The following is a 23,836-nucleotide window of genomic DNA, read 5'->3' on the forward strand; positions in this document are numbered from 1 at the left end:
GGCCACCAGCGAGACCGCTGGCGCTGCGGAGACAGGGCGACGTAGGTCGCGCCGACCACCAAGGTGATCCTGCTGCCGTTCAGCCGTCTGCGGCAGCCACATGCGGGAGGAGATCTGGGCGACGAGGAGGACGTGGGATCCGGGCGAGCCGGACGGGGCCGCAGACACCGTCACCGGGTCCGGTCGGCCCGGCGGACCGTATCGGCCGACCTGCCCGGCGGTCGATCCTGCCGGCGCCACGCCAGGAGACTTCCCAGCAGCGTGACGGTGACGATGACTGTCACGATCCCTCCGCTCCGGGGCCGGAAGTCGAGGTACGGCATGCCGTTCAGCTGTCCGCTCGAGGCGGTGAAGATTCCCGGCAGGGAGGCCGATCCCGAGACCAGCGCGAGCCCGCCGGTGGCCACGCACGCCAGGAACACGGCGCAGGCCGCGCACACGGCTGAGTTGACAGCGGCGATCAACATTCTGCTTGATCGGTTCATTTCCCTTTTCCTCACTGAAGGAATACCTCTTCGAGATCCCGGGCCTGGAACTGCTCGCACAAGTTCCGCGGCGAACCTGTGGCGACCATCGAGCCCCGGTTGATGAGGCCGATCTCGTCGCAGCTCACCTCGGCCCGCAACATGTCGTAAGTCGCCACGAGGATGGCGCCGCCCTTGTGCCGGAAGATCTGCAACATGGAGGTCAGCAAGGCCGCGGACTCCCCGTCTTCCCGCTGCCGTCCGCGCTGACCGGAGCGGAGTACCTCCAGCTCCACCGGCGGCTACGGCAGCGGACTTCGGCGCGGTAGTGGCCGGCGGACGTCAAGCGGGCATCGACACGGTCGGGTAGAGACCGTGCCGCCGGCACGAGATGTACCAGGCGGCGACGAGTCCCAGGACGACCACGAGGGCGATCGGGATGATCAACACGGGGTGTGGTTAGCCCGGACCCCGACGGGTTGTGGCCTGACGGCTCGACCAGTCAGGTATCACGACATCACCTGCAGAAAACTGCTGCTTTGACCATCAGGAATAACCTCGGCTTTCACTGGAGTGGTGTGGATGGAGGTGACTAGTCACCAACCAACTTGCACCACCGGCGGGAGCATCGCAATCGCTACCGCCATCGTCTGGCCGATAGTCAACGGAATTCCGACCTGTCAGCGTCAGTGGTCGCTATCGCAGCCACCGGCGCTGACAGGTCGGCCAGGTCAGAGCGGAATGTTGGTGTGCGAGCCGCGCTGTCCGGCGTCGGCGTCGCGGATGGCCGCAGCCACGGCCGAGCGGGTCACGGCCGGGCTGACGATCTCGTCGACCACGCCGATCTCCACCGCACGCTCCACCCCGCCGGCGATCCGTTCGTGCTCGGCGGCGAGCTCGGCCTCGACCTGGGGCCGGACGTCGTCGGCGACGGCGGCCAGCTTGCGCCGGTGCAGGACGCGGACGGCGGCGATCGGACCCATCACGGCGACCTCGGCTCCCGGCCAGGCGAAGACCTTCGTCGCCCCGAGGGAGCGGGCGTTCATGGCGATGTAGGCGCCGCCGTACGCCTTGCGGGTCACCAGCGTGACCCGCGGCACGACGGCTTCGGCGAACGCGTGCAGCAGCTTGGCGCCGCGACGGACGACGCCGTCCCACTCCTGGCCGACTCCGGGCAGGTAGCCCGGGACGTCCACCAGCACGACCAGCGGGACCCCGAACGTGTCGCACATCCGGACGAACCGCGCGGCCTTCTCGGCGCTCAGGGAGTCCAGGCAGCCGCCGAGCCGGAGCGGGTTGTTGGCCACCACGCCGACCGTTCGGCCGCCGAGCCGGCCCAGCGCCACCGTCACGTTCGGCGCCCAGCGGGCGTGCAGCTCGACGGTCGACCCCTCGTCGAGCACGCCGTTGATCAGCGGGTGCACGTCGTACGCGCGCCGCGGCGACTCCGGCAGCAGGGCCGCCAGGTCGGTGTCGGCCACGTCGACGGCGGTCTGACCCTGGTCGGCCAGCAGGCTGGTGATCCGGCGGCCCTGCTCGAGCGCGTCCTGCTCGTCCTCGGCCACCAGGTGGACCACACCGGAGCGCCGGCCGTGGGTGTCGGGACCGCCGAGGCGCAACATGTCGACGTCCTCACCGGTGACCGAGCGGACGACGTCCGGGCCGGTGACGAAGATCCGGCCCTCGGGCGCGAGGATCACCACGTCGGTCAGCGCGGGCCCGTACGCGGCCCCGCCCGCGGCAAAGCCCAGCACGATCGAGATCTGCGGGATCTTGCCCGACGCCTGGGTCATCGCGTGGAAGATCAGGCCCACGGCGTGCAGCGACAGCACCCCCTCGGCCAGCCGAGCGCCGCCCGAGTGCCAGATGCCGAGGATCGGGATCTGGTCGCGCATCGCCCGCTGGTACGCCTGGACGACGACGTCGCAGCCCTGCATCCCCATGGCCCCGCCCATCACGGTGGCGTCGGAGCAGAAGGCGACGACGCGGCAGCCGTTGATGGTGCCGACGGCGGCCAGCATGCCCGAGTCGTCGTCGGGCGTGATCAGCTCGACCGACCCCGGGTCGAGCAGGGCGGCCAGCCGGTAGTTCGGGTTGCGCGGGTCCTGGTCGCGGGGCAGCTTGACCTTGGTGTCGCGCCCGGGGGCCGCGGGCTTCGGGGTCTCGGCGGTGATCGGGGGTGCCGGGATGGTCGCGGTCACGTCAGGCTCCTGTGCGGTAGGCGTTGGTGAAGGCGACCGCGACGTTGTGGCCGCCGAAGCCGAAGGAGTTGTTGATGGCGGCGAGGTCGCCGCTGGGCAGGTCCCGGACCTTGGTGGCCACGTCGACCCGCAGGTCGGCCTCCGGGTTGTCCAGGTTGATGGTGGGCGGCACCTGGCGGTGGTAGAGCGCCAGCAGCGTGGCCAGCGACTCCAGCGCGCCGGCACCGCCGAGCAGGTGGCCGGTCATCGACTTGGTACCGCTGACGATGGCCTCGGTCTGTTCGCCGAGCGCCTGCCGGATCGAGCTGAGCTCGGTCAGGTCGCCTTGGGGGGTCGAGGTGGCGTGCGCGTTGACGTGCACGATGTCGCCGGGGGAGAGCGCGGCCTCGCGCAGGGCGAAGGTCATGGCCCGCGCCTGGGTCTCCCCGGTCGGGTTGGGCTGCACCATGTCGTGGGCGTCGGCGGTGATGCCGGCGCCGGCGAGCTCGCCGTAGATCCGGGCCCCGCGGGCCTGCGCGTGCTCGAGCGTCTCCAGGACCAGCATCGCGGCGCCCTCGCCGAGGACGAAGCCGTCCCGGTCGACGTCCCACGGCCGGGAGGCGCGCTCAGGCTCGTCGTTACGGCGGCTCATCGCCTGCATCTGGGCAAAGCAGGCGATCGGCATCGGGTGGATGACGCTCTCGGTGCCGCCGGCGAGCACCACGTCGGCGCGACCCAGCCGGATCTGGTCGAGGGCGTGGGCGAGGGACTCGTTGCTCGAGGCACACGCCGAGACCGGTGTCGTGGCGAAGGCCTGGGCGCCAAGCCGCAGGCTGACGTTGGCCGAGGAGGCGTTGGCCATCAGCATCGGGATGGAGAGCGGACTGACGCGGCGGTAGCCCTTCTCCTGCTGGATGTCCCACTGGCCGAGCAGGGTGTTCAGGCCCCCGATGCCGGTGGCGATGGCCACCCCGAGACGGGTGCGGTCGACGGGGTTGTCCTCCTGCAGGCCGAAGCCGGCGTCAGCCCAGGCCTCCATCGCGGCGATCACACCGAACTGGGCCGAGCGGTCCAGCCGCCGGGCCTCGACCCGGTCCAGGACGTCGGTCGGCTCGACGGCGATGGTGGCCGCGATCTTGACGGGCAGGTCCTCAGCCCACGGCTTGTTGATCCGGCGGACGCCGGAGCGGCCGTCGAGCAGGGCTTCCCAGGTGCTGGGGGCGTCGCCACCGAGCGGGGTGGTGGCCCCGATCCCGGTCACGACCACACGGGTCTGCGGCATCTGATCTCCTGCGGTACTGGGTCTGGACGGTGTGGAACTTCGACGATGATCATGGTCCGGGTGCTCCCCGGACCATGATCATCGGCGGCGGTCAGGAGGCGGCGCGCTCGATGTAGGCGACGGCATCCCCGACGGTCTTGAGGTTCTTGGCCTCTTCGTCGGGAATGCTGACCCCGAACTTCTCCTCGGCGGCGTAGATGATCTCGACCATCGACAGCGAGTCCACGTCCAGGTCGTCGGTGAAGGACTTGTCGAGCTGGACGTCGTCGGTGGGGACCCCGGCGACCTCGTTGACGATGTCGGCCAGGTCGGTACGGACCTCTTCGGTGGTGGGCATCTGCGCATCTCTCCTTGTGTTGATCTTGCTCGGTGTTGATCTTGGTCGGTGTTGATCTTGTGCTACGGCAGCAGGATGACCTGACCGGCGTAGACCAGGCCGGCCCCGAAGCCGATGATCAGCGCGGTCTGGCCGCTGTGCGCCTCGCCGGACTCGAGCAGGGCCTCGATGGCGAGCGGGATCGAGGCGGCGGAGGTGTTCCCCGTCCGGGCGATGTCGCGGGCGACGACCACGCCGGCGGGCAGCTTGAGCGCCTTGAACATCGCGTCGGTGATCCGCATGTTGGCCTGGTGCGGGACGAAGACCTCCAGGTCCTCGGGCCGGACGCCGGCGGCGTCCATCGCCTCGGCGGCGGTCTTGGCCATCGTGTACGAGGCCCACTTGAACACCGGGTTGCCGTTCATCCTCAAGCTGGGCCAGTGCGGCTCACCGTCGTCGTGGGCGGAGCCGTCCATCGCGGTCGTCCAGGGCTCGTTCTGCACGATCAGGTCGGCCTGGTCGCCGTCGGACCCCCACACCACCGGGCCGATGGCCGGGGTGTCGCTCGGACCGATCACGGCCGCGCCGGCGCCGTCGGCGAAGATGAACGCCGTCGAGCGGTCGTGCTTGTCGGTCAGGTCGCTGAGCCGCTCGACCCCGATCACCAGCACGTACTTCGACGCACCCGTCCGGATGAACGAGTCGGCCATCGCGGTGCCGTAGCAGAAGCCGGCGCAGGCGGCGGAGATGTCGAACGCGGCAGCGTTCTTGGCCCCCAGCTCGCTGGCGATCGTGGTAGCGATAGCCGGCGTCTGGTGCAGATGGGTGACCGTCGAGACGATCACGGTGTCGATCTGACCCGGCTCGACGCCCGCGCGCTCCATCGCCTTGCGGGCGGCGGCCTGGCTCATCATCGAGACCGTCTCGTCGTCGCTGGCCCAGCGACGCTCGGTGATGCCGGAACGGGTCCGGATCCACTCGTCGGAGGAGTCGATGTAGGTGATGATCTCGGCGTTGTCGACCACCCGCCGCGGCCGGTAGCCACCCACGCCCAGCATCCGGGAGTACTTGGCGCCGCGGGAGACGTTCAGTGTCGGGTTCATCAGCGGGTGACCTCCGTCGCGTCGGCAGACTCCACGGTCGGGTGCAACCGCAGCAGGGGCTGGCCTGGGGAGACGGGGTCGCCGTCCTCGACCAGCCACTCGACGACGATGCCGCCGTGGGGCGCGCTGACCGCGATGTCGTCGCGCCGGTTCTTGACCATGCCGACGGTGCTGTGCAGCGGCAGCACGGTGTCGAGCTCGATGTCCTCGGTCCGGGTGAACTGCCCCTTGCCGGGGGAGACCACGAGCCGCCAGGTGGGGTTGCCGGCGATCGGTGAGGCCGAGGTCGCGCCGCCGTGCGCGCGGACGAACGCCATCGCCTCCTCCAGCTGGTCGGGGGTGTTCAGGGCGAACAGCTCGACGCCCTTGAGGTTGCGCTTGGCGATCCCGGTCAGCGTGCCGGCTGGCGGCATCTCGAGCAGGCCGGTGACGCCGAGGTCGGCCATCGCCGCCAGGCAGAGGTCCCAGCGGACGGGAGAGGCCACCTGGCCGACGATCCGGCGTAGGACGTCCTGACCGTCGTGCACCACCTGGCCATCGGCGTTGGAGAGCAGCCGGGTGCGGGGGTCGTGGGTGGAGATGCCGCGGGCAAGGGTGGTCAGCCGCTCGACCGCGGGCTGCATGTGCACGGTGTGGAAGGCGCCGGCGACGCTGAGGGGAATCAACCGCGCCCGCGCCGGCGGGTGCGCAGCCAGGGCCTGGAGCTGGTCGACGGTGCCGGCGGCGACAATCTGACCGGTGCCGTTGGCGTTGGCGGGCGTCAGCCCCTGCGCGGCGAGCGCGGCCAGCACCTCCTCGGGCTGGCCGCCGATGACGGCCGTCATCGAGGTCGGGGTGACGGCGCTGGCCTCGGCCATCGCGCGACCCCGCTCGCGGACGAAGACCATCGCCTGCTCGGCCGACAGCACGCCGACGCCGGCCGCAGCGGTGATCTCACCGACGGAGTGGCCCGCGACCACGCCGAGGTAGGGGAAGGCGTCGGCCGGATGGGGAAAGAGCTCCAGCGCGGCCAGCAGGCCGGCGGCCACCAGCAGCGGCTGCGCCACCGCGGTGTCGCGGATGGTCTCCGCGTCTGCCTTGGTGCCGTAGTACTCGAGGTCCAGACCCGAGACGGCGGAGAACCAGCCCAGCCGATCGGCGAAGGAAGACGCTGAGACCCAGGGCTGCAGGAACCCTGGCTGTTGGGCGCCCTGTCCGGGCGCGACGATCGCGAGCACGTCTTTACTATTTCGTGACCTGAGCCTCGAACCCGTGCAGGGACACCACCAAACTCACGGGCGAGTCTTGTCGGGTTCCTACAACGGTCATGAAGCCGTCACCGTGCCGTGGCCGGCTGTTCCCCCGTGAACTGTCCCGAACGCCAGCGACACGCCGCAGTGGAGGTGCGGTTTCTGACCAGCGACCGGTTTCCTTCGCGGTCAGGCCTCGGCAGTCGCGGCGGACCGGTGGACCAGCCGGCCGAGGGTGAGCGCCAGCCGCAGCGCGTACGCGTCGCGCGGGTCGGTCGGGCTGTAGCCGGTGACCTCGTGGATCCGGCGAAGCCGGTAGCGGACCGTGTTGGCGTGCACGAACAGCCCGCGGGAGGCGGCCTCGACCGAGAGCCCGGCGTCCAGGAAGGTCACCAGGGTCTCGAGCAGCCCGCCCCCGGCCGCCACCAACGGGTCGTAGAGGTCGCGGGCGAGCGCCCGACGCGCGTGCCCGTCGCCCGACAGCGCCCGTTCGGGCAGCAGGTCCGAGGACGCGACCGGACGCGGGGCCTCGGGCCAGCCGGCGGCGGCCCGAAAGCCGGACAGCGCTGCGCGGGTGCTGGTCGCGGCCTCCATCAGGTGCTCCACGGCCGGTCCGATCACCACCGGCCCCGGGCCGAAGTTGCCGGTGAAGGAGGACACGACCGTGAGCGCCCGCTCGGCCGACGCCAGGTCGGCGTGTCCGAGCACCACGACCATCCGGTCGCCCTGGACGGCGCCGAGCATGTCGGCGCCGGCGATGGCGGCGGCGTGCCGGACTGCTTCCAGGGCGGGGGCTGGCTCACCCGTCGGTGCTGGTCCGACGACCACCACGACCGCGGCGGTGGAGCGCCAGCCGAGGGTGGACGCGCGGGACAGCACGGTCTCGTCGGTCTCGCCACGCAGTACGGAGTCGACCACCAGGGCCTCCAGCCGGGCGTCCCAGGCGCCGCGCATCTCCGCGGCCCGGGCGTAGATCTCGGCGGCGGAGAAGGCGACCTCACGGCTGTACTGGACGATCGCCGCGTGCAGGATCGGCCGGTCGGTCTTGGGCGTGACCTCGTCGATCTGGTCCTCGACGACCTCGATGGTGGTGCGCACCAGCTCGACGGTCTGGAACAGCGAGATCTTGCGGGCCAGCTCCCGCGGCGCCGAGCCGAACACCTCCGAGGTGACCGGGCCGCTCAGGTCGGGGTCGGCGAACCAGCGGACGAAGCCGTCGATGCCCGCCTGCGCGACGAGGGTGACCCAGGACCGGTGCTCGGCGCTGAGCCGGCGAAACCAGGAGTGCCGCTGCTCCATCTCCGCGATGGTGGCGGTGGTCATCGCGCCGGTCGCGCCGGAGAGCCGTTTGGCGATGGTGGCCCGGGCCTTCGCCGAGGGGAGCAGGGACTTGTTGATCCCCCTGGTGGACACGGCCATAGGCTGAACTGTAGTGCGGGCCGGTCCCGGTCCGACTTGGGAAGGAACGCGTGAGCGAGCTCGAAGCGCCGCCGCCGGGCGACCCTGTCGCCGCCCTGCGCGAGATCGGTTTCCTGCTTGAACGCTCGCGGTCGGACACCTTCCGGGTCAAGGCGTACCGGGCAGCCGCGGACGCGGTGGCGGCGATGACGGCTCAGCAGCGGACGGCCCACCAGACGGCGCACAGCTGGAACACCGTCACTGGCGTCGGGCCGAAGACCGCCACGGTGATCAGCCAGGCGATGGCCGGTGAGGTGCCGGCGTACCTGCAGCAGCTGCGGGACGCCCGGGAACCGCTGGTCGAGGGTGGGCTGGGGATGCGGGCGGCTGTCCGCGGCGACCTGCACGTGCACTCCACCTGGTCCGACGGCGGCAGCCCGCTCGAGGAGATGATGACCACCGCCCGCGACCTCGGGCACGAGTACTGCGCGATCACCGACCACTCGCCGCGGCTCAAGGTCGCGCACGGGCTCACCGCCGAGCGGCTGCGCGAGCAGATCGAGGTCACCCGCGAGCTGGCGGCGCGGTTGGCTCCGTTCCGCGTGCTGCAGGGGATCGAGGTCGACATCCTGGAGGACGGTGGGCTGGACCAGACCGACGCGCTGCTCGCCGAGCTCGACGTGGTGGTGGCCAGCGTCCACTCCAAGCTGCGCTCGGATTCGGAGACCATGACGCACCGGATGGTCGGCGCCATCGTCAACCCACGGACCAACGTGCTCGGCCACTGCACCGGCCGGCTGATCGAGGGCGACCGCGGCACCCGGCCGCCGTCGGTGTTCGACGCCGAGGTGGTCTTCGAGGCCTGCCGCACCTTCAACGTGGCCGTGGAGATCAACTCCCGGCCCGAACGGCGCGACCCGCCGGACGAGCTGTTGCGGCTGGCGATGGACATGGGGTGCGTGTTCTCGATCGACACCGACGCGCACGCGCCCGGACAGCTGGAGTTCCAGATCTACGGCTGCGCCCGCGCCGAGGACCTCGGTCTCGACGCCGACCGGGTGATCAACACCTGGCCGGTCGAGCGGCTGCTGGCCTGGTGCGGCGGCGGCTGAGCCGGCCGCTGCGCGCGCTCGATTAGGGTGACCGATGTGGACGACTTCTCCCTGGCCGCCGACCTGGTACGCGAGGCTGGCCTGCTGGCCGCCCGGATGCTCGACGAGGGACTCGAGACCGAGTACAAGACCTCGGTCTCGGACGTCGTCTCGGCGGCCGACCACGCGGCCGAGGACCTGGTCGTCGCCCGGCTGGACGAGCAGCGTCCCGAGGACGGCCTGATCGGTGAGGAAGGCCACTCCCGGCCGGGCTCCCGCACCTGGTACGTCGACCCGGTGGACGGGACGTACAACTTCTTGTCCGGCATCCCGTACTGGTGCTCGGCGGTCGGCCTGGTCGATGACGAGGGGCCGCTGGCCGGCGCGGTCTACTTCCCGGCCCGCGACGAGCTGTGGGTCGGCGGCCGCGACCGGCCGACCACGCTGAACGGGGTGCCCGTCGCCCCGCTCGAGGACCGCCCGCTGGCCGGGGTGTCCGTGGCGACCTACTTCCACCCCCGCTACACCCACGACGCCGTCCGGACCGCGTCCTGGAACGCGGCCACCTCGGCGGCGGCTGCCGTCCGGATGCTCGGCTCGGCTTCGGTCGACCTCGGCGGCGTGGCCAGCGGCCGGCTGGGTGTCTTCCTGCAGGGCAACCTGCACCCCTGGGACTGGTATCCCGGCGCCGCGCTGGTCATCGGCGCCGGCGGCGTGGCCGAACAGGTCACGGTCGGCGCCACCACCTGGCAGCTCGCCGGCAACCGACAGGCCGTTGCCGACGCCCGTACCGCCCTGCGAGGCTGACCAGGGGCGCTCGGCCCGGGGCCGCCCTAGGCGCCCCGGGAGCCCGGCACTGCGCCCGGGCCCACCCTCCACGGTCACTTCACAGGCTCGCGGCCGTCTTTGCAGCCCCGCGAGCGCATGTGAGGTCGCCCGCGAGCCTGTGAAGTGACCGTCCAGGCGGTGCCAAGCCCCGGGGTCATGAGGAACCCCGGGGCGGTGGTGAGGCGCGCCGGCGGCTAGGCGCCGGCGCCCTCCTGTGCGACGTGGGCGACGGCGGTGGGGTCGCCGAGGGAGTACTGGTCGTACGCCTTCTTGGCGGCGTCGCTGTCGTAGTGGCCCTCGCGGGCCAGCGTCTGCAGCGTGGCGACCACGATCGACTCGGCGTCGACCTCGAAGAAGCGGCGAGCCGCGGCCCGGGTGTCGGCGAAGCCGAAGCCGTCGGTGCCGAGTGAGCACCAGGGCTGGTGCACCCAGGGCCGGATCTGGTCCTGGACCGCGCGCATGTAGTCGCTGACCGCCACGACCGGTCCGGGAGCACCGTGCAGCGCCTGGGTGACGAACGGGTGGCGCCGCTCCTCACCGGGGTGGTTGAGGTTCCAGCGCTCGACGTCGAGACCGTCGCGGCGGAGCTCGTTCCACGAGGTCACCGACCAGATGTCGGCGGCCACGCCCCACTCCTCAGCCAGCAGCTGCTGGGCCTTGAGCGCGGCCGGCATCCCGATCCCCGAGGCGAGGATCTGCGAGCGCGGGTGGTCTCCCTCGAGCGGGGAGGTGGCGTAGTGGTAAATGCCCTTGAGCAGCGCCTCCACGTCCAGGTTCTCCGGCGCCCCCGGCTGGGAGACCGGCTCGTTGTACATGGTGATGTAGTAGATGAGGTTCTCACCGTCGGGGTGCTCGGGGTCCTCGTGCCCGTACATCCGACGCAGCCCGTCCTGCACGATGTAGCCCATCTCGTACGCGAACGCCGGGTCGTAGTGCACGACCGCCGGGTTGCTGCTGGCCAGCAGCGGGGAGTGCCCGTCGGCGTGCTGCAGGCCCTCGCCGGTCAGCGTCGTCCGGCCGGCGGTGGCGCCGAGCAGGAAGCCGCGGGCCATCTGGTCGGCCATCGCCCAGATCGAGTCACCGGTCCGCTGGAACCCGAACATCGAGTAGAAGATGTAGAACGGGATCATCGGCTCGCCGTGCTGAGCGTAGGACGAACCGGCCGCGATGGTCGAGCCCATGGCGCCGGCCTCGGAGATGCCCTCGTGCAGCAGCTGACCTGACGTGCTCTCCTTCCACGACAGCAGCAGCTTGCGGTCCACCGACTCATACGTCTGGCCGTGCGGGTTGTAGATCTTCGCCGTCGGGAACATCGAGTCCATGCCGAACGTGCGGAACTCGTCCGGGGCGATCGGGACGATCCGGTGCCCGATCTCCTTGTCCCGCATCAGGTCGCGCAGCAACCGGACGAAGGCTTGGGTGGTGGCGACCTTGGTCTTCTCACCGGCCGGCTCCAGCAGCGGCGCGTACACCTCGTTGCCCGGCAGCTTGAGCTCCAGCGGCTTGACCCGGCGTTCGGGCAGGTAGCCGCCCAGCGCGCGGCGGCGGTCCTGCAGGTAGGTGATCTCGTCGGAGTCGGGGCCGGGGTGGAAGTACGGCGGGTTGTACGGGTCCTCCAGCTGGCTGTCGGGGATCTCGAGGTAGAGCCGGTCCCGGAAGGCCTTGAGGTCCTTGGTGGTCAGCTTCTTCATCTGGTGGGTCGCGTTCTTGCCCTCCAGTGCGTCGATCGTCCAGCCCTTGACGGTCTGGGCGAGGATCACGGTGGGCTGCCCGACGTGCTCGGTGGCGGCCGTGAACGCGGCGTACACCTTGCGGTAGTCGTGCCCCCCGCGGGAGAGGACCTTGATGTCGTCGTCGCTCATCCCCGACACCATCTTCTTCAGCCGCGGGTCGGAGAAGAAGTTGTTGCGGATGTAGGCGCCGTCCTCGACCAGGTAGGTCTGGAACTGGCCGTCCGGGGTGGTGTTCATCTTGTTGACCAGGGCGCCGTCGCGGTCGGCTGCGAGCAGGTGGTCCCAGTCCCGGCCCCACAGGACCTTGATCACGTGCCAGCCGGCGCCCAGGAAGTAGGACTCCAGCTCCTGCACGATCTTGCCGTTGCCAACGACGGGCCCGTCAAGCTGCTGCAGGTTGCAGTTGATCACCCAGGTCAGGTTGTCCAGGCCCTCCCGCGAGGCGACGCGGATGGCGCCGAGGGACTCGGGTTCGCCCATCTCGCCGTCGCCCAGGAATGCCCACACGCGCTGGTCGGTGGTGTCCTTGACGCCGCGGTTGTGCAGGTAGCGGTTGAAACGGGCCTGGTAGATCGAGTTGATCCCCGTCAGGCCCATCGAGACGGTCGGGAACTCCCAGAACTTGGGCATCAACCGCGGGTGCGGATAGGAAGAGAGGCCGTTGCCCGGTCCGCGGGAGACCTCCTGGCGGAAGCCGTCGAGGTCGTCGGTGCTCAGCCGGCCCTCGAGGTAGGCGCGGGCGTAGATGCCGGGGGAGGCGTGGCCCTGGATGAAGACCTGGTCGCCGCCGTTGGGGGCGTCCTTACCGCGGAAGAAGTGGTTGAAGCCGACCTCGTACAGGCTGGCGGCGCTCTGGTAGGTGGCGATGTGGCCGCCGACCTCGAGGCCCTTGCGGTTGGCCTTGCTGACCATGATGGCGGCGTTCCAGCGGATGTAGGCGCGCAGCCGGCGCTCGATGTGCTCGTCGCCGGGGAACCAGGGTTCGGCCTCGGGCGGGATGGTGTTGATGTAGTCGCTGCTGCGCAGGGCCGGCAGCCCGACGGCGGCCGCGCGGGCGCGCTCGAGCAGCTTCAACATGATGAAGCGGGCGCGGTTCCTGCCCTTCTCGTCGAGCAGTCCGTCGAGGGACTCGAGCCAGTCTGCGGTCTCGTCCGGGTCGATGTCCGGGAGCTGGCTGAGCAGTCCCTCCGCGGTGATGGCCGGACGGGTTCCGGGCTTAGCCATGCCTGCTCCTCACGATCTCCAGCGATGGTGACGCCGGCGTACGCCTGTGGATCTTAGGTGTTGGGGGTCGGTGATCGCCCGACGCCCCATCCTGTCACTCCCATCCTGCCAGCCCCGATCCTGTCATCCCCGGCCGCGCACCGGTACGGGGGCGGACGACGACCACGTGGCGGCCGCCTGGCTGCAGCACCTCGTCGAGGGGGAGGGGTTTCCTAGAGGCTGGGTCCTCTGGCAAGGTGGGGTCAGCGTCCCCGCCGCGGGGGCCCAGGACGAGGAGGCTTCACACCGAGATGAGCGAGCTGCGTTCTCGCGTTCCAGAAGCGTTCGTTCTGGAGGCGCCGGGACGGTCACGGCGGTCACGGTGAGTGCGTTCGAGGACGAACGAGCCGTCGCGGTCAGCGGGACCGAGGTCGAGCCTCGCCCGGCCAACAAGCTGGGCCTCACGCGCGGCATGGTCGTTCAGGAGCTCGGCTGGGACTCTGACGTCGACGACGACGTCCGGGTGCTGATCGAGGACACCGTCGACAACGAGCTCGTGGAAGAGGCCGTCGAGGCCGTCGACCTGGTGCTGCTCTGGTGGCGGGCGAGCGATGGCGACCTCGTCGACGGCCTGGTGGACGCCCTGCCCGACCTGACTGACGCGGGCTACATCTGGCTGATGACGCCGAAGGTGGGCCGGGACGGCTACGTCGACGCGACCGACCTGGCTGAGGCCGCGGTGACCGCCGGTCTGGCCCTCACGACCAGCGCCTCGGTGTCCTCGGACTGGGCCGCGACCAAGCTCGTCCGGCCGAAGGGCACGCGCCGGTGACGTCACCGTCCGTACCCGCCGTCGGTGCGGCGGCCCCCGACTTCCGGACCCGCAACCAGCACGGCCAAGACGTCGCCCTCACCGACCTGCGCGGCGCACCGGCGGTCCTGATCTTCTATCCCTGGGCTTTCTCCGGCATCTGTACCGGCGAGCTGTGCGCGGTCCGCGACGACCTGGCCCGGTTCTCCGGTGTCGGTGCGCGGGTCCTCGCGGTCAGCTGTGACCCGATGTTCAGTCTGCGCGCCTTCGACGAGGCTGAGGGCCTGGGCTTCGACCTGCTGAGCGACCACTGGCCGCACGGGGCGATCGCCTCCGCGTACGGGGTGTTCGACGACGTCGTCGGGGTGGCCCGCCGCGGCTCGTTCGTGCTCGATGCCGAGGGCGTCATCACCTGGGCGATCTCGCAGGGGATCGGCGAACCCCGCGACATCGCCGACCACCTCGCCGCCCTCGCCGCCTGACTCGAACCAGACCTGCAGGGGGGCGGAAGGGCCCGTCACGCGCCCTGAGCCTGTCGAAGGCCCCGAAGGGGTTGCGCTTCCTCTCCCGCTGGCAAACCTGACCTCAGAGCGGCGTCCACTCGGCGTTGGCGCCGCAGATCACCAGGCAGGGCAGGTCCCCGGGCACCAGCCCGGCCAGCCAGGCAGCCAGCGGTACGGCGGCAGCGGGTTCGGTGGCGAGGCGGCACTCCTCCCACAGTCGTTCCCGGGCGTCGAGGATCTGCTGCTCGCTGACCAGGACTGACGCGAGCTGGCTCGGCGGGCGGGCGGCCAGAACGGCGTAGGGCACCTCACCGACCCGGGTCGCGCCGAGTGCCGACGCCGCCACGGACTCCACGGCTGAGTCCACCGGATGGCCGGCCTCGAGCGCGTCATGGAACGCCCGGCAGCGCTCAGGCTCGGCCGCCACCAACAGCCGCGACCCGATCGCCAGCGCCGTACCGGCCGCGAGCCCGCCGCCGCCGGCCGCGACCACCACGGTGTCGACCTCGGGTGCCTCGTCCACCACCTCGGCGGCGACCGTGCCGTTGCCGGCGACCACGAGCGGGTCGTCGTAGGCGGGGATGTAGCGGTGTCCGGGCTGGGCGGCCAGCTCGGCCGCAGCGGCGGCCGCCTCGGCGTAGGTCCGCCCGTGCCGGACCAGCCGGACGCCGGTCGCGGCGATCCGCCGGGCTTTGATCTCAGGCACGGACTCGGGGACGAAGACGGTCGCGGTGATGCCGAGCAGGCTCGCGCCGGTCGCGACGCCGAGCCCGTGGTTACCGCCGGACGCCGTCACCACGTGGTCGTGCCCGTGGCCGTCGAGCACCGCGTTCAACGCGCCCCGCAGCTTGAACGACCCGCTGAGCTGCAGCTGCTCGAGCTTGAGCACCAGGGGGCGGCCGTCGAAGGCGACCCGGAGCAGTGGGGTTCGCCGGACGTAGGGCCGCAGCCGGGCTGCCGCGGCGTGCACGTCGGCCGTCGTCGGAAGGGCGGTCGTCGTGACAGCGGAGGGGGTCGGCACCACGGAGCTCACCTTTCCATGATCGACGCACCGAACCTCACGCGCGCGCCCGGGCCTCGCGCCAACCGGAGTGGCGGCCCGGCCTAGGATGCGACCATGCCCCTGGAAGGTGAGTACGAGCCCAGCCCGGAACAGTGGGTCCGCGACCAGGTCGAGCGGTACGAGGCGACCGGCGGCCGTGAGGCCAACACGCTTCGCGACACCGGTCTGCCGGTGGTCATCTACACCACGCGCGGGCGTAAGAGCGGGAAGCTGCGCAAGACCCCGCTGATGAAGGTCGAGCACGACGGCGCCTACCTGCTCGTGGCCTCGAAGGGCGGAGCGCCCCAGCACCCGGTCTGGTACCACAATCTCACCGCCGACCCGACGGCGCTGGTGGTTCAAGACGGGCCCGAGCCGTTCGACGCGCACGTGCGCGAGCTCAGCGGAGAGGAGCGGGACGTCTGGTGGCAGCGCGCCGTCGAGGCCTTCCCGGCGTACGCGGAGTACCAGCGCAAGACCGACCGGCTGATCCCGATCCTGCTCGCCGAGCGGACCGACCCCAAGGAGTGAGCAGATGATCGAATCGATTCCGTTCGGCCGAACCGGCCACGACAGCACCCGGATCATCTTCGGTGCCGCCGCGCTGAGCGCGGTGACCCAGGACGAGGCCGACGCCACGATGGAGCTGGTCCGTCAGCACGGCCTCAACCATCTCGACACGGCCGCGAGCTACGGCGAGGCCGAGCTGCGGCTGGCGCCGTGGCTGGCTGAGCACCGCGACGAGTACTTCCTGGCCACCAAGACCGAGAAGCGCACCAGTGAGGCCGCGTACGCCGAGATCAACTCCTCGCTCGAGCGGCTGCAGACCGACCACGTCGACCTGATCCAGCTGCACAACCTGGTCGCCGAGGACGAGTGGCAGACGGCCTTCGCCCCTGGCGGCGTCCTCGAGGCGGTCGTCCGGGCTCGCGACGAGGGCTTGGTCCGCCACATCGGCGTCACCGGCCACGGGGTCACCGTCGCCGCCCAGCACCTGCGGTCGCTGGCCGAGTTCGATTTTGACTCGGTGCTGCTGCCCTACAACTTCCCGATGAGCCAGAACGCGGCCTACCTCGCCGACTTCGAGGCGCTGACCGCGACCTGCGGCGAGCGTGGCGTGGCGGTGCAGACCATCAAGGCGATCACGCGGGCACCCTGGGGTGACCGGGAGCAGACGGCCGCGACCTGGTACGAGCCGCTGCGCGACCAGGCGGCCATCGACACGGCCGTGGCCTGGGTGCTCGGCCGTGACGGGGTCTTCCTCAACACCGTGGGGGACATCCACATCCTGCCCCTGGTCCTCGACGCTGCCGAGCGGTTCACCGGCCGGCCGTCGGAGGAGGACATGCGCGCGCTCGAGTCCGCCTTCGGCCTCGAACCGCTCTTCGTGTAGCGCACCAAGCACCCCGTACGTCAACCGAGGCACCGCCAGCAGGGGATGCCTCGGGGGTGACAGGGGTGCCTGGGCGACCGCGTCGTCAGCCGAGCAGCGCGATCGTCTCGCGGGACGCCTTGCGGATGCCGCCGCGCTCGTCGAGCCAGCCACCGGCGACGCCGACCACCGGGACCTTGGCGACCAGCCGGGAGAACAGGCCGCCACGTGGCCGCTCGTCCAGCAGGGCGTTGACGCCGAGGAACGCCCGGGCGAGCCGCCACAGCGTCCGAGCTGCACGGGCGGCGCCCCGGCCGACCTTGGCCACCGCGCTCGCCTCGGCCTCGGTCTCGTCGGCCGCGTTCAGCTCCTGCTCGGCCTCCTCGGCCGTCGGCACCACCGGTGCGGCGGCGGTGAGCTGACGGTCGAACAGCACCTGAGCCAGCAGCGGCACCCAGTCCGCCGGCTCAGCTTTTCCATGCTCGCGGGCGGTCGCGCAGACGGACAGACCCGCGGCTGACGCGCCCAGGGCGGCCTGCAGCGGGATCCGGTCGGCCAGCGCACCGGCAAAGCGCGGGGCCGCGGCGGCCAGACCGGCGCTGATCCCGATCCGGGTCACCCACCAGTCGACCCGCTTCTGTACGGGCAGGTCGCCCCAGTGCTCGGACGCGGGCGTCACGTCACCGAACGCACGGTCGCGCAACGCGTCGAGCGCCTTGAGCGGAAAGCTCGCCGAGGGTGGCGGCTCGTCGTCCAGTCCGAGCCAACGCTGCGGGTTGGCGAGCACGTGGCCGACCATGACGGCGTAGAGGGCGAGGGCGCGGGTGATCTGCTCGTCGGAGACGGCGGGTTTCTTGGCCATGCCCTCCACCCTTCCTGGTCGACCCGGGAAACGACGATTTGGGGGCGAGGCGGGCCGTCGGTGGCCTCCAGTGGGAGCAGAGGGACTCGAACCCCCGACCCCCTGCTTGTAAGGCAGGTGCTCTAACCAGCTGAGCTATGCTCCCCGGGCCGACGGCTCAGAGTAGTGGGATCGCCCACCGCCGCCAACCGTGGGCGACGGGCCGACATGCCCGTCGTTGTCGTTCGGAGCCGTTCAACTGGTCTAAGTTGGGCCGCACCACGGACGCCCCCAGTCCGTGCAGACGCGACCCGAGGAGTGAGCTGTGCCGACCCTCAGCCCTGCCGCCGCCGGCAACGTGGTGACCGGCGAACCGGCGCGCCGACCGGCTGGCTCGCGTTCGCTCGCCCTGTTGCTCGGCGCCTTCACCGGCCTGCTCAGCCTCACCGCCATGGCCCGGCTCGCGGCCGGCGCCTTCAACGGCCCGATGTCGCGCTTCGCCTGGGTCGTGGTGCTGGCGGCGATGGTGCCCTGGGTCGTCTACGTGGCCTGGCGGGCCCGGCACGGTCGTGTCGCCGGGGCCCGGCTGGTGTTGGTGGCAGCGCTCGTCGCGATCGGGGGCGGCGTGGTCTGGCTATCGGTGGTCGGCCCCGTGCTGGCGCTCGCCTGCTCGCTCGCCGCATCGGTGATCATCTGGGTCAGCGACTGGCCGGTCCGGCGTTCCCGCGGGAACGACCGGCTCGTCACCATCGAAGAGCTGCAGCGCGACGAAGAAGAATGAGGGTCAGGGCAAAGACGGTGCGACATGGTGCCGCGTACTCGCGGCACCATGTCGCACCGTCTTGCGCGTGAGGCTCGCTTAGAGCGTGAACGCCAGCGCGGCCGCGCCGAGCAGGCCGGCGTTCTCCAGCACCGCGGGCCGCACCTCCAGGTCGCGTACGTAATCCAGCACGGCGAAGTCGCGCAGGTGCCGCCGGAGCGGCTCGAAGATCACCTCGCCGGCCTTCGACACCCCGCCGCCCAGGACGAAGGTCGCGACGTCCAGCTCGGTCGCCGTGGTCGCGATCCCCGCCGCGAGCGCCCGCATCCCGTGGTCGATCACTTCCAGCGCGATCGGGTGACCCTCCCGGGCGTCGTCGGTCAGCGCTTTGGCGTCGTCGCCGCCCCGCCAGCCGCGTTCCTGCGCTAGCGCGACCATGGCCGGCCCACGCGCGTACATCTCGGTGCACCCGTGGCAACCGCAGACGCAGCGCGGCCCCCAGGCGTTGACGCTGACATGACCGAGGTGCACGGCGTTGCCGCTCGTCCCGGCAAAGAGGACGTTGTCGAGCACGGCGCCGCCACCGACCCCGGTGGACAGCACCAGGCCGACCATCGAGTCGACGTCACGACCCGCCCCCAGCCAGTGCTCGCCAAGTGCGAAGCAGTGCCCGTCGCCGGCGAGACCGACGCGGGGCTGGCCGCCGACCACCTCGGTCACGACCGCGGCCACCCGGTCGACCACCGGAAAACCTCGCCAGGCCGCAATATTGACCGGCGAGATGGTCCCGCCGGGGCCGTCGATCGGTCCGGCCGAGCCGATGCCCACCCGCAACGGGTCGCCTGGATCACGCAACGCACCGAGGGCCTCGCGGACAGCCTCCGCCGCCGGCGCGAAGACCGCGTCCGGGTCCGACGACGCCACCGTCGGCCGGACCACCTCGGTGGCGATGGCGCCGGTCTCGTCGACCACCGCGACGGCGATCTTCGTCCCGCCGATGTCGACCGCCAGTACCTGCTCGCTCATCGCCCACCCCTTCTGTCCAGCCGGTGCCGGCGAGCCTACGGCCCGCGCCGTGGCCGCTGAGGTCGTGGGACCTCGGTAGAGTGACTCCTCGTGGCTGGCCCCGACTTCTCCGTAGACATCGCGACCCTCGACCGGGCGCTGAGCTCGATCGAGGCCGTGCTCGACCTCGACCGGCTGCGTGCCGAGATCGCCGAGCTGCAGGAAGCCGTGTCCGCCCCCGACCTCTGGGACGACGTCGACAACGCGCAGCGGGTCACCTCCAAGCTGTCGTCGTTGCAGTCCGACGTCGACCGGGTGAGCGCCCTGCGCTCCCGGCTGGACGACCTCGCGCTGCTGGTCGAGATGGGCGAGGAAGAGGGCGACGACGCGAGCCTGGCGGAGTCCGGGACCGAGCTCACCAGGCTGCAGAAGGCGATTGAGGCCCTCGAGGTGCGCACCTTGTTGTCGGGGGAGTACGACGAACGCGAGGCGCTGGTCACCATCCGGTCCGAGGCGGGTGGGATCGACGCCGCCGACTTCGCCGCCATGCTGCTGCGGATGTACCTGCGCTGGGCCGAACGGCACCGGTACGCATGCGAGGTCTACGACACCTCCTACGCCGAGGAGGCGGGGATCAAGTCCGCGACCTTCCAGGTCAAGGCGCCGTTCGCGTACGGCACTCTCTCGGTCGAGCAGGGCACCCACCGGCTGGTCCGGATCTCGCCCTTCGACAACCAGGGTCGGCGTCAGACCTCCTTCGCCGGCGTCGAGGTGCTGCCGGTCACCGAGGCCGCCGACCACATCGAGATCCCCGAGGCCGACCTGCGGATCGACGTGTTCCGGTCGTCCGGGCCCGGCGGCCAGAGCGTCAACACCACTGACTCGGCGGTCCGGATCACCCACCTGCCGACCGGCATCGTCGTCTCCTGCCAGAACGAGAAGTCCCAGCTGCAGAACAAGGCCGCCGCCCTCCGGGTGCTGCAGTCGCGGCTGCTGGAAAAGGCCCGGCACGACCGCGAGGCCGAGATGAACGCGCTCAAGAGCGACGGCGGCAACAGCTGGGGCTCCCAGATGCGCTCCTACGTGCTGCACCCGTACCAGATGGTCAAGGACCTGCGGACCGACTTCGAGGTGTCGAGCCCGGACGCGGTCTTCGACGGCGAGATCGACGGCTTCATCGACTCGGGGATCCGCTGGCGGCGCACCAGCGAGGTCGCGTCGAGCTGAGCCTGGCGCCGGGGGAAGACCGGCCCTCGCCACGTCGGCACCAGACGACGCGCCTGCAGTTCCGCAGACCAGGGAACGCGCAGGATGCTCACCTACACTCGACCGTGGCCGTCCGGCGCCAACCGTGGTGCGGCACGGAAGTCGTCGATCGTGCGAGGCAGAAGTGATCCGTTTCGAAGGCGTGACCAAGACCTATGAGGGCCAGCGCCGGTCCGCGCTGGAGGGGGTCAACGTTGACATCGACAAGGGGGAGTTCGTCTTCCTCGTCGGGGCGTCGGGGTCCGGCAAGTCGACGTTCCTGCGGCTGATCCTGCGCGAGCAGCGGGCGACCCGCGGCAAGGTCTTCGTCGCCGGCCGCGAGCTCAACAAGCTGCACAGCTGGAAGATCCCGGCCATGCGCCGCCAGATCGGCACCGTCTTCCAGGACTTCCGACTGCTGCCCAACAAGACCGTCACCGAGAACGTGGCCTTCGCGCTGCAGGTGATCGGCAAGCCGTCCGCCACGATCAAGCGCGTCGTCCCCGAGGTGCTCGAGCTGGTCGGGCTGGACGGCAAGGGCGGTCGGTTGCCTGATGAGCTCTCCGGCGGTGAGCAGCAGCGGGTCGCCATCGCCCGCGCCTTCGTCAACCGGCCGATGATCCTGATCGCCGACGAGCCCACCGGGAACCTCGACCCCGCGACGAGCGTGGGCATCATGAAGCTGCTCGACCGGATCAACCGCGCGGACACCACTGTGCTGATGGCGACCCACGACTCGACCATCGTGGACCAGATGCGCAAGCGGGTGATCGAGCTGGACGACGGCGAGGTCGTCCGTGACCAGAGCAAGGGCGTCTACGGCTACCAGTGAGCCGGGCCCGTTCCTGCGGCCGTAGGACTGCCTGGCCGCATCCCTGACGACGAAGGACGATCAATGCGTTTCCGCCACATCTTCTCCGAGACCGGTGCTGGTCTGCGGCAGAACCTCACCATGACCCTCGCGGTCGTCATGACGATGTGGGTGTCGCTGTCGCTCTTCGGGGCCGGGCTGTTGGCCAACCAGCAGGTCGAGCTGATGAAGGGCCGCTGGTACGAGAAGATCGAGATCTCGGTCTTCCTCTGCACTCAGTACAGCAACGGTGACCAGTGCGAGCCCAACACCGAGGTGACCCAGGCCCAGAAGGATGCCGTCCAGCAGGCCTTGGTCAGCAACCCGGAGGTCGCGCCCGACGGGGTCTTCTTCGAGGACAAGCAGCAGGCGTGGGAGGACTTCCAGCGCGCGTACGAGGGCAACCCCATCCAGAGCTCACTGACCGTCGACCAGATGCAGGAGTCGTTCCGGGTCAAGCTCCTCAACCCCGAGCAGTACCAGGGCGTGGTCAGCTCCGTGGTCGGGCTCAAGGGCGTCGACACCGTGCAGGACCTGCACAAGTACCTCGACCCGTTCTTCCGGGTGCTCCGGTTCCTCCAGTGGGGCACGATCGCCGCGTCCGCCCTGCTCCTGGCCGCGGCCGCTCTCCAGATCGGCAACACCATCCGGCTGGCCACCTTCGCCCGCCGTCGAGAGATCGGCATCATGCGGCTGGTGGGAGCGAGCAACCTCTATATCACGCTGCCCTTCCTGTTGGAAGCGGTGATTTCTGCGCTCGCCGGGGCGGTGTTGGCCTGCGCAACATTGGCCTCAGGCGTTTACTTCATCATCATGCGCAAAGCTCAAGTCTCGATCCAGTCTTTACCTTGGATTGGCTGGTCTCAGGCGGGGTGGGCGATGGCAGGGGTTGCGGCCGTCGGACTCATGCTGTCTATCATTCCGACGCTGGTAACAACCAGGAAGTACTTGAGAGTCTGAGTCGAGGACGAGTCTCGATCTCTACTTGAGGGTGGGGGTTCGGCTGCGTCCTACGTGACCGGGTCCTGGTTGTGACACTCAACTGGGATGGGGATTGCTGTGCCGGATCTTCCCGATACTCGCTCACGCTCGACCGAACACGACTCTGGTCGTGCCGGTCGTGCTGCGGCTGTCGTGGCCGGCTGGCTGGTGCGGCTGCCCGTCGCCGTGCTGGCGGTCTCGCTGGCCTCCGCCCTGACCCTCGGACTGTCAGCTCCCGGCGCTGCCGCGGACAGCCTCACCGACCGGCGCCAGCAGGTCACTCAGCAGCTGGCCAAGACCCGCAGCGACCTCAACGAGTCGAGCCGGGCCCTGTCGGCGGCCGGCGTGGCCGTGGACCAGGCGCAGTCGCGGCTCGACGTGGCCCGGGCCGCGCTGGCCCAGACCGAGTCTGAGCTCGCCGACGCTCGGGCGCGGGACACGGCGATGGCCAAGAAGCTGGTCCTCGCGAAGGCCGCCCTCGTCGCCGCCAAGCGCGCCGTGGCCAAGGCGCAGCGCGCTCTCGACGCCGAGGTGGCCATGGCGGGCGCGATCCTCCGCGACCAGTACCAGCAGCAGACCAACCTGCTGCCGCTCGCGGTGCTGATCCAGGGCGACTCCACCGTTGACCTGCAGACCCGGATCCAGTGGTCGAGGACCATGTTCGACACCAGCGCGTTCACCATCGACAAGCTGACCGCGCTCAAGACCAAGCTGGCGGCCGAGAAGGCCGTGCAGGCCAAGCTCACCGCGGAGGTCGCCGAGGACCGGTTGTCCGCGGCGGCCAACCTGACCCTCAAGCGCAAGCTCGAGCGGCAGGCCGCGGACCAGGAGCGTAGCGTCACCGCACTCGTCCAGCAGCGGCAGGCGGTCGAGAACGCCGCCGCCGGTGAGGTCGCCCAGGACAAGGCGCAGTACGCCAAGCTGGCCCAGGAGCGGGCGTCGGTCGAGCACCGGATCGCCGTCCGGGTGGCCAAGGCGAAGGTCGCGGCGGCACGCCAGGCCGCCCATGAGCGCGCGGTACGGGCCGCCGCCGCGCGGGCGGCCACGAAGGCCGCAGCGAAGTCGGCTGCCGCCGCCAAGCGGGCCAAGACGTCGGCGAAGACGCCAGTCCGTCGCAGCACCCCCGTGCAGCCCGCCCCGGCACCCGCGCCCGCCCCGAGCAGCGGCTCCGGTGGCGGTGGCTCGAGCTCGTCCGGCGCGCACCATGGCTTTGACTACCCGGTCTCGGCGCCGATCACCTCCCCGTACGGGATGCGGTTCCACCCCGTGCTGCACTACTGGAAGCTGCACGACGGCACCGACTTCGGCGCCTCCTGCGGGACCCCGATCCGGGCGCCGTACCCCGGCCGGGTGGCCGAGCGCTACTACAACGCGGGCTACGGCAACCGGCTGATGATCGACCACGGCCGGGTCGACGGTCGCTACGTCACCACCGGCTACAACCACGCGATCCGCTACGTGGTCTCGGTCGGCCAGCACGTCGACAAAGGCCAGGTGATCGGCTACGTCGGCACCACCGGCTTTTCCACCGGCTGCCACCTGCACCTGATGGTGTGGTTGAACGGCTCCGTGGTCAACCCGATGACTTGGTACTGACCG

Annotated in this window: 23 protein-coding genes and 1 tRNA gene; 11 read left to right on the forward strand and 13 right to left on the reverse strand. The window is 70.6% G+C overall.

What is annotated here, in order from left to right; genetic code table 11:
* Positions 1-170: 170 nt before the first annotated feature.
* The 8 genes from ACFE76_RS15975 to ACFE76_RS16010 all read right to left on the reverse strand — a co-directional run bounded on the left by ACFE76_RS15975 (position 171) and on the right by ACFE76_RS16010 (position 7,993).
* Positions 171-467, reverse strand: coding sequence for a hypothetical protein (locus ACFE76_RS15975; RefSeq protein WP_375432759.1), 297 nt, complete (start codon positions 465-467; stop codon positions 171-173).
* 29 nt (positions 468-496) lie between these two features.
* Positions 497-760, reverse strand: coding sequence for a hypothetical protein (locus ACFE76_RS15980; protein WP_375432760.1), 264 nt, complete (start codon positions 758-760; stop codon positions 497-499).
* Between the two features lie 435 nt (positions 761-1,195).
* Entirely contained in the window at positions 1,196-2,584 is a 1,389-nt protein-coding gene (locus ACFE76_RS15985) for an acyl-CoA carboxylase subunit beta (RefSeq protein ID WP_375432793.1), read from the reverse strand.
* Between the two features lie 82 nt (positions 2,585-2,666).
* The gene (gene fabF / locus ACFE76_RS15990) at positions 2,667-3,926 is read right to left on the reverse strand and encodes a beta-ketoacyl-ACP synthase II (RefSeq protein ID WP_375432761.1); all 1,260 of its coding nucleotides are present in this window, start codon (positions 3,924-3,926) and stop codon (positions 2,667-2,669) included.
* Positions 3,927-4,017: 91 nt separating this feature from the next.
* Positions 4,018-4,263, reverse strand: a complete 246-nt coding sequence (locus ACFE76_RS15995; RefSeq protein WP_375432762.1) for an acyl carrier protein — start codon at positions 4,261-4,263, stop codon at positions 4,018-4,020.
* Positions 4,264-4,325: 62 nt separating this feature from the next.
* The gene (locus tag ACFE76_RS16000; RefSeq protein ID WP_375432763.1) at positions 4,326-5,345 is read right to left on the reverse strand and encodes a beta-ketoacyl-ACP synthase III; all 1,020 of its coding nucleotides are present in this window, start codon (positions 5,343-5,345) and stop codon (positions 4,326-4,328) included.
* Positions 5,345-6,562, reverse strand: coding sequence for an acyltransferase domain-containing protein (locus tag ACFE76_RS16005; protein ID WP_375432764.1), 1,218 nt, complete (start codon positions 6,560-6,562; stop codon positions 5,345-5,347). Before ACFE76_RS16005 ends, ACFE76_RS16000 begins: the two co-directional genes overlap by 1 nt.
* Before the next feature lie 201 nt (positions 6,563-6,763).
* Positions 6,764-7,993, reverse strand: a complete 1,230-nt coding sequence (locus tag ACFE76_RS16010) for a PucR family transcriptional regulator (protein ID WP_375432765.1) — start codon at positions 7,991-7,993, stop codon at positions 6,764-6,766.
* Positions 7,994-8,043: 50 nt separating this feature from the next.
* On the opposite strand from ACFE76_RS16010, the gene ACFE76_RS16015 reads away from it, so the two are divergent.
* Both ACFE76_RS16015 and ACFE76_RS16020 read left to right on the forward strand, forming a co-directional pair.
* Positions 8,044-9,084 carry a PHP domain-containing protein gene (locus ACFE76_RS16015; protein WP_375432766.1) on the forward strand — a complete coding sequence of 347 codons (1,041 nt, stop codon included), beginning with the start codon at positions 8,044-8,046 and terminating at the stop codon, positions 9,082-9,084.
* Positions 9,085-9,120: 36 nt separating this feature from the next.
* Positions 9,121-9,870 carry an inositol monophosphatase family protein gene (locus ACFE76_RS16020; protein ID WP_375432767.1) on the forward strand — a complete coding sequence of 250 codons (750 nt, stop codon included), beginning with the start codon at positions 9,121-9,123 and terminating at the stop codon, positions 9,868-9,870.
* A gap of 215 nt (positions 9,871-10,085) precedes the next feature.
* On the opposite strand, the gene aceE is transcribed toward ACFE76_RS16020, so the two are convergent.
* The gene (aceE, locus tag ACFE76_RS16025; RefSeq protein WP_375432768.1) at positions 10,086-12,848 is read right to left on the reverse strand and encodes a pyruvate dehydrogenase (acetyl-transferring), homodimeric type; all 2,763 of its coding nucleotides are present in this window, start codon (positions 12,846-12,848) and stop codon (positions 10,086-10,088) included.
* Between the two features lie 433 nt (positions 12,849-13,281).
* On the opposite strand from aceE, the gene ACFE76_RS16030 reads away from it, so the two are divergent.
* Both ACFE76_RS16030 and ACFE76_RS16035 read left to right on the forward strand, forming a co-directional pair.
* Positions 13,282-13,659, forward strand: a complete 378-nt coding sequence (locus ACFE76_RS16030; protein WP_375432794.1) for a DUF3052 domain-containing protein — start codon at positions 13,282-13,284, stop codon at positions 13,657-13,659.
* Positions 13,656-14,120: a peroxiredoxin gene (locus ACFE76_RS16035; RefSeq protein ID WP_375432769.1), complete on the forward strand. Its 465-nt coding sequence runs from the start codon at positions 13,656-13,658 to the stop codon at positions 14,118-14,120. The genes ACFE76_RS16030 and ACFE76_RS16035 overlap by 4 nt, the downstream gene beginning before the upstream one ends.
* Before the next feature lie 103 nt (positions 14,121-14,223).
* Here the strand turns inward: ACFE76_RS16035 and ACFE76_RS16040 are convergent, their stop codons facing one another.
* Positions 14,224-15,174: a serine/threonine dehydratase gene (locus ACFE76_RS16040; RefSeq protein WP_375432770.1), complete on the reverse strand. Its 951-nt coding sequence runs from the start codon at positions 15,172-15,174 to the stop codon at positions 14,224-14,226.
* Between the two features lie 84 nt (positions 15,175-15,258).
* Here ACFE76_RS16040 and ACFE76_RS16045 point away from each other — a divergent pair, with 84 nt between their 5' ends.
* Both ACFE76_RS16045 and ACFE76_RS16050 read left to right on the forward strand, forming a co-directional pair.
* Positions 15,259-15,714: a nitroreductase family deazaflavin-dependent oxidoreductase gene (locus tag ACFE76_RS16045; RefSeq protein ID WP_375432771.1), complete on the forward strand. Its 456-nt coding sequence runs from the start codon at positions 15,259-15,261 to the stop codon at positions 15,712-15,714.
* A 4-nt stretch (positions 15,715-15,718) separates the two neighbouring features.
* Positions 15,719-16,576 carry an aldo/keto reductase gene (locus tag ACFE76_RS16050; protein WP_375432772.1) on the forward strand — a complete coding sequence of 286 codons (858 nt, stop codon included), beginning with the start codon at positions 15,719-15,721 and terminating at the stop codon, positions 16,574-16,576.
* Between the two features lie 85 nt (positions 16,577-16,661).
* Here the strand turns inward: ACFE76_RS16050 and ACFE76_RS16055 are convergent, their stop codons facing one another.
* Together ACFE76_RS16055 and ACFE76_RS16060 are read right to left on the reverse strand one after the other, a co-directional pair.
* Positions 16,662-17,417, reverse strand: coding sequence for a hypothetical protein (locus ACFE76_RS16055; RefSeq protein ID WP_375432773.1), 756 nt, complete (start codon positions 17,415-17,417; stop codon positions 16,662-16,664).
* Between the two features lie 71 nt (positions 17,418-17,488).
* Positions 17,489-17,562 (reverse strand) — tRNA-Val (locus tag ACFE76_RS16060).
* A gap of 159 nt (positions 17,563-17,721) precedes the next feature.
* Here ACFE76_RS16060 and ACFE76_RS16065 point away from each other — a divergent pair.
* Positions 17,722-18,177: a hypothetical protein gene (locus ACFE76_RS16065; RefSeq protein WP_375432774.1), complete on the forward strand. Its 456-nt coding sequence runs from the start codon at positions 17,722-17,724 to the stop codon at positions 18,175-18,177.
* 78 nt (positions 18,178-18,255) lie between these two features.
* On the opposite strand, the gene ACFE76_RS16070 is transcribed toward ACFE76_RS16065, so the two are convergent.
* Positions 18,256-19,182 (reverse strand): ROK family protein, encoded by a 927-nt coding sequence (locus ACFE76_RS16070; RefSeq protein ID WP_375432775.1) that lies wholly within the window; start codon positions 19,180-19,182, stop codon positions 18,256-18,258.
* 90 nt (positions 19,183-19,272) lie between these two features.
* On the opposite strand from ACFE76_RS16070, the gene prfB reads away from it, so the two are divergent.
* From prfB to ACFE76_RS16090, 4 genes are all read left to right on the forward strand, one after another.
* Positions 19,273-20,388, forward strand: a complete 1,116-nt coding sequence (gene prfB, locus ACFE76_RS16075; protein ID WP_375432776.1) for a peptide chain release factor 2 — start codon at positions 19,273-19,275, stop codon at positions 20,386-20,388.
* 163 nt (positions 20,389-20,551) lie between these two features.
* Complete coding sequence (gene ftsE / locus ACFE76_RS16080; protein ID WP_375432777.1) at positions 20,552-21,238, forward strand: cell division ATP-binding protein FtsE; 687 nt, start codon at positions 20,552-20,554, stop codon at positions 21,236-21,238.
* 63 nt (positions 21,239-21,301) lie between these two features.
* On the forward strand, positions 21,302-22,216 hold the full coding sequence (gene ftsX / locus ACFE76_RS16085; RefSeq protein WP_375432778.1) for a permease-like cell division protein FtsX: 915 nt from the start codon (positions 21,302-21,304) through the stop codon (positions 22,214-22,216).
* A 174-nt stretch (positions 22,217-22,390) separates the two neighbouring features.
* Complete coding sequence (locus ACFE76_RS16090; RefSeq protein ID WP_375432779.1) at positions 22,391-23,833, forward strand: peptidoglycan DD-metalloendopeptidase family protein; 1,443 nt, start codon at positions 22,391-22,393, stop codon at positions 23,831-23,833.
* The last annotated feature ends 3 nt before the right edge of the window (positions 23,834-23,836 follow it).

The sequence above is a fragment of the uncultured Friedmanniella sp. genome (assembly GCF_964244005.1).
In the GTDB taxonomy this organism is placed as follows: domain Bacteria; phylum Actinomycetota; class Actinomycetes; order Propionibacteriales; family Propionibacteriaceae; genus Microlunatus.